Genomic DNA, 283 nt, shown 5'->3' on the forward strand with positions numbered 1-283 from the left:
GCCTGACCATGACCAGCCTGTATTTCACTGCCATGGCCAACGGAAACAGCAAAATCTTCCATTCTGAAGACCTGATCCGTTGCGTTGAAAAAGCCGGATTGATAGTAGCGGAAATTTCAGACGGCATCGGCCGCGGACACAGCATCCTGCGATGCGTTAAGGCCGTCTGAACAATCATCTTTTAAACCCTAAAAAGCAACCGACCCCAACACCCATTGCAGCTATCGGGGTCGGTTTGTTTTTGGGTGTCCGCCTTAAAACATCAGCCGCGCAACATCCATAC

The 283-nt window shown here is 50.5% G+C and carries 1 pseudogene; it reads left to right on the plus strand.

The features are described from left to right. A pseudogene (locus ACTHRE_RS11125) lies at nucleotides 1-170 on the plus strand (SAM-dependent methyltransferase); the annotation flags it as partial. Nucleotides 171-283 lie beyond the last annotated feature (113 nt).

Origin of the sequence: Neisseria sp. P0001.S007, assembly GCF_051963655.1 — a bacterium.
Taxonomy (GTDB): Bacteria; Pseudomonadota; Gammaproteobacteria; order Burkholderiales; family Neisseriaceae; genus Neisseria; species Neisseria subflava_A.